The sequence below is a fragment of the Mesorhizobium sp. M7A.F.Ca.CA.004.04.2.1 genome (genome assembly GCF_004022825.1).
Lineage (GTDB): Bacteria > Pseudomonadota > Alphaproteobacteria > Rhizobiales > Rhizobiaceae > Mesorhizobium.
The window spans coordinates 1-4,022 of record NZ_RZPH01000550.1 but is presented as its reverse complement, the minus strand read 5'-3'; the positions used below and the strand labels follow the sequence as shown (position 1 = coordinate 4,022).

Genomic DNA, 4,022 nt, shown 5'->3' with positions numbered 1-4,022 from the left:
GACATGGACCGGCTGATTGCCTGGTTGGAAACGCGTATGCCCGCCGATGACGGCCGGATCTCGTTGGTGCATGGCGACTACCGGCTGGACAATCTGATCTTCGCGCCGGACCGGCCGAAGGTGCTGGCGGTGCTCGACTGGGAATTGTCGACATCAGGCCACCCCTTCGCCGATATCGCCTATCAATGCATGCAATGGCGGCTGCCGCACGCTTCCGGCTTTCGCGGCCTGGGCGGTGTCGACCGTTCCGCACTCGGCCTGCCCTCCGAGGAGGACTACGTCGCCGCCTACTGCCGGCGGCGCGGGCTCACCGGTATCGGCAACTGGACGTTCTACCTCGCCTTTTCCTTCTTCCGGCTGGCCGCGATTTGCCAGGGCGTCTACAAGCGGGCGCTGGACGGCAACGCCTCCAATCCGGAAAAGGCCCGGACCTATGGCGAGGCGGTAAAGCTGCTTTCGCGCCTTGCCGCGAAGCTGATCGACAAGGAGGCGTGATGGGCCGCTTTGACGGAGCAAAGGTGCTGATCACGGGTGCCGCCAACCTCGACAAGCGTCGGCACGATCCGAAGCATACCGCTTGGGAACTTCCCGTGCCCTTGTCCGTTTCCGTACAGCGTATATAATTTAGCCAGCCACCAACCAACCAAAGGCACCAGATCTTGCCGCAGAGCGTCCAGACACGCCGCGAGAAGCAAAAGGCCGAACTGCGCTCCGAACTTGTCGAGGCCGCGCACAAGCTCGTCCAGGAAGAAGGCTATGAAGGCCTGACCATCCGCAAATTGGCCAAGCGGGTCGGCTACGCCCCGATGTCTGTCTATTCCTACTTCGCCGACAAGCAGGACATCCTGTTCGCTCTGGCCGAGGATGCGTTCGAGACGCTGGCCCGCCGCATCGAGGAGCATCCATCCGATGATCCGATCGAGGCCTTGCAGGCGGTGATGACCGAATATGCCGCTTTCGGACTCGGCAATCCCAACGAATACCGCACCGTGTTCATGACCGAAAAGACCAAGCTGCCGGAAGGCTACAATGAAATGGAGGAGAGCAACCCTGCTATGAAGGTGCTGATCAGCAGGGTCGAGGCCTGCGTCGCCGCCGGCAAATTGCAGGGCGATCCGCGCGCCATCGCCACCATGCTGTGGGCGGTCGGCCACGGCACGATCTCGCTGCTCATCACCTTTCCGTTCTACCCCTTCGGCGATCCGCAGGCCTTCGTGAAGCGGATGTGCGATTTCACGCTCGCCACGCTCAGCACGCAAAACGTCCCGCCGCTGACCGAGACACCGGTCAACTGCTGAACGCCGTTTCCTGGTTTTGTGTATTCCCCTCCAGACCTGGGGGTTCTTGGTTAACAAAAATTTATTGTACGCGTACGGTTTTCCTTGAACTTCGCGATCGACGGGCGTATATGTACAGCGTATCGTACATGTACGAGAGAAATTCACCCGTCGGTACGAATTGAATTCGACCCGGAAACCGGAGACTGACAATGAAAAAGACACTCCTCACCCTCGCCGCCGTGCTGGCACTTTCGGGCTCGGCCTTCGCCGCCAACACCACCCATCCCGTCAAGCATGCGCCGGTGGCGGCCTGCGTTGACACCAGGACCAACGTGAAGCTCGATTGCGCTTCGACCGGTTCGGTCGAGAAGAAGGGTGCCACGCAAAATACCGCTGAAGGCAAGGGCCCGCGGCTCGGCATCAGCATCAATCCGTGGATTGTACCAAGCGCATTTTGACATCAGCAAAGATCGCGTCTGGCCGGCACAAGCCGGCCAGCTTCAGCCGACCGAAACCGGCAGCTTCGCCGCTGAACTCTCGAAGGCCGCGTCGATCAGCTTTTGCATGTCCGCGGCACGCCGGAACGACGGATCGCCATTCCGGCCTGTATCCAGCGCATCGGCAAAGCGTCGCGCATTGCGCTTGACACTGGGCAGCGCCAAGATCTGCCAGCGCTGAAGATCGACATCGCCGCCGAGACAGGCCGACAGGTTCGATGCCTTGCCGTCGGTTTCGACCCTGATGGCGCCCTTGGTGCCGTGCAGGGCCAGCGACAGATCGTTGGCGTGGCCGGTCATGTAGCGGCTCGCCACGATCGTAGCGAGCGCACCGGAACTGAGCCGCGCCGTCATTGCCACGCTGTCATTGGCGTCCAGCACATAGTCGCCGATGCGCTCGCCCTCGGCCTTCGGAAACGTCACCAGATCGGCATGCAGGCTGACGATATCCTGGCCGGCGCCATAGGTGGCGAAGTCCAGGATATGGATGCCGACATCGCCCAGCACACCGGTCGAACCGTGCCGGCTCGACAAGCGCCAGAGCCATTTGTCCTCGACCCGCCAGTCGCCCCACGACTGGCTGACCAGCCAGCTTTGCCGGTAGCTTGCCTCGACATGGCGCAACACGCCGATCTCGCCGGCCAGCACCATGCGCCGCGCTTCATGGATCGCCGGTGAGTTGCGATAGGTCAGGTTGACCATGTTGACCACCCCTGCAGCCTCGGCCGCTTCGGTCATATCAAGCGCGTCGGCGTGGTTCGGCGCCAGCGGCTTTTCGCAAAACACATGCTTTCCCTGGGCAAGCAGCGCCAGCGTCGTTGCCATATGCGCACCATCCGGCGTCGCGTTGATGGCGGCATCGAACTGACCGCAGGCGATCGCCGCCTCCAGGCTCTCGAAAGATTCGCCGATCTTGCTGACGGCGGCAAACGCCGCCGCGCGGCCAGGCACCTGATCGACGCAAGCGACGATGCTGCAGCCGGGAATCCCGGCAAACTCATCGACATGATGTCCGGCGATGCCGCCGGTGCCGAGCAGAAGAATTCGATGCATCAGTTCAGGCCCCCAGCCACCTCACACCCCAATCAGCTCAGGCCCGAATCAACTCAGGCCCTTGTCGCCGTCGGCATGCAGGCGCAGCCCCTTCTGCACGATCTTCTCCTTGGCCGCATCCGTCGGCACGTTCGACGCATTGGTGATGCCGGACCATGCCGGCGCCGGGTTGTGCGCCCAGTGCACGGCGTTGCGCAGCACCTGCTGCACGCCCTCATTGTGATAGATCGGATAGGTCTCGTGGCCGGGCGAGAAGTAGAAGATCCGTCCCGCGCCGCGCTGGTAGGTCAGCCCGGACCGGAACACCTCGCCACCCTCGTACCAGGAGACGAACACCGTCTCCAGCGGCTCCGGCACGGCGAAGGGCTCGCCATACATTTCGGTCTCGCCGATCTCCAGGCACTCGCCGATGCCTTGCGCGATCGGGTGGCCGCGGTTGATCGCCCAGACGCGCTCGCGCTCGCCCGCCTCGCGCCATTTCAGCGAACAGGGCGTGCCCATCAGCCGCTTGAATATCTTCGAGTAGTGGCCGGAATGAAGCACGATCAAGCCCATCCCTTCCCACACCCGCTTCTGCACCCGCTCGACGATCTCGTCCTTGACCTCGCCATGCGCCGCGTGGCCCCACCACAAAAGCACGTCGGTGGCCGCCAGGCGCTTTTCGCTCAGGCCGTGCTCGGGCTCCTGCAAGGTGGCGGTGGTCGCCTCGATGCCCTTGTCCTGGTTGAGGGCGGCGGCAATGGTGCCATGCATGCCCAAGGGATAGAGGTCGCGCACGGCTTCATTGGTCTGCTCGTGGACATTCTCGCCCCAAACGATCGCTTTTGTCGGCATTTTCATCTCCCAAAGCGCTTTAAATAGCATGTCAAAAGGGATTGAGAAGGTGCCGATGCCGCCTGGCCCGATGGAATACTACGTCTTGCGCTTCTTGCGCCCCGGCACGGTCTTGGCCGTGCCCGGTTTCGCCGGGGCGCCGGGGATGGCGGTTCCGGTAATGGATATCGGATCGCTGGCCGGGAACGTGTCTTCGAGGCCTTCCTCGAGTTCCTCTTCGGCGCTCGGGGCTTCATGTCGCTCATGTTCGAGCGAGCGGACGGCCGATGTCTTTATGACCGGCGACTTCGGTGCGGAATTCGACGGCATCGGCATTCTCCCTCGGCGTGCGGATGCAGAACGAGCGTGCCCTGCAAAA

6 protein-coding genes are annotated in these 4,022 nt (G+C 62.6%); 3 read left to right on the top strand and 3 right to left on the bottom strand.

Annotated elements, in window-relative coordinates; translation table 11 throughout:
- The 3 genes from EN893_RS22325 to EN893_RS22310 form a co-directional block, all read left to right on the top strand.
- Positions 1-495, top strand: a 495-nt coding sequence (locus EN893_RS22325) for a phosphotransferase (protein WP_164901017.1), incomplete at its 5' end; no start/stop codon positions are given.
- 164 nt (positions 496-659) lie between these two features.
- Complete coding sequence (locus EN893_RS22315) at positions 660-1,298, top strand: TetR/AcrR family transcriptional regulator (protein WP_127268963.1); 639 nt, start codon at positions 660-662, stop codon at positions 1,296-1,298.
- Positions 1,299-1,489: 191 nt separating this feature from the next.
- Positions 1,490-1,738: a DUF680 domain-containing protein gene (locus EN893_RS22310; RefSeq protein WP_127268964.1), complete on the top strand. Its 249-nt coding sequence runs from the start codon at positions 1,490-1,492 to the stop codon at positions 1,736-1,738.
- A gap of 42 nt (positions 1,739-1,780) precedes the next feature.
- Here EN893_RS22310 and EN893_RS22305 read toward each other — a convergent pair whose 3' ends face one another.
- The 3 genes from EN893_RS22305 to EN893_RS22295 form a co-directional block, all read right to left on the bottom strand.
- The gene (locus tag EN893_RS22305; RefSeq protein ID WP_127271394.1) at positions 1,781-2,830 is read right to left on the bottom strand and encodes a Gfo/Idh/MocA family oxidoreductase; all 1,050 of its coding nucleotides are present in this window, start codon (positions 2,828-2,830) and stop codon (positions 1,781-1,783) included.
- A gap of 48 nt (positions 2,831-2,878) precedes the next feature.
- Positions 2,879-3,664: a ThuA domain-containing protein gene (locus tag EN893_RS22300; RefSeq protein ID WP_127271192.1), complete on the bottom strand. Its 786-nt coding sequence runs from the start codon at positions 3,662-3,664 to the stop codon at positions 2,879-2,881.
- Positions 3,665-3,742: 78 nt separating this feature from the next.
- Positions 3,743-3,973 carry a hypothetical protein gene (locus EN893_RS22295; protein WP_127271190.1) on the bottom strand — a complete coding sequence of 77 codons (231 nt, stop codon included), beginning with the start codon at positions 3,971-3,973 and terminating at the stop codon, positions 3,743-3,745.
- Between the last annotated feature and the right edge of the window lie 49 nt (positions 3,974-4,022).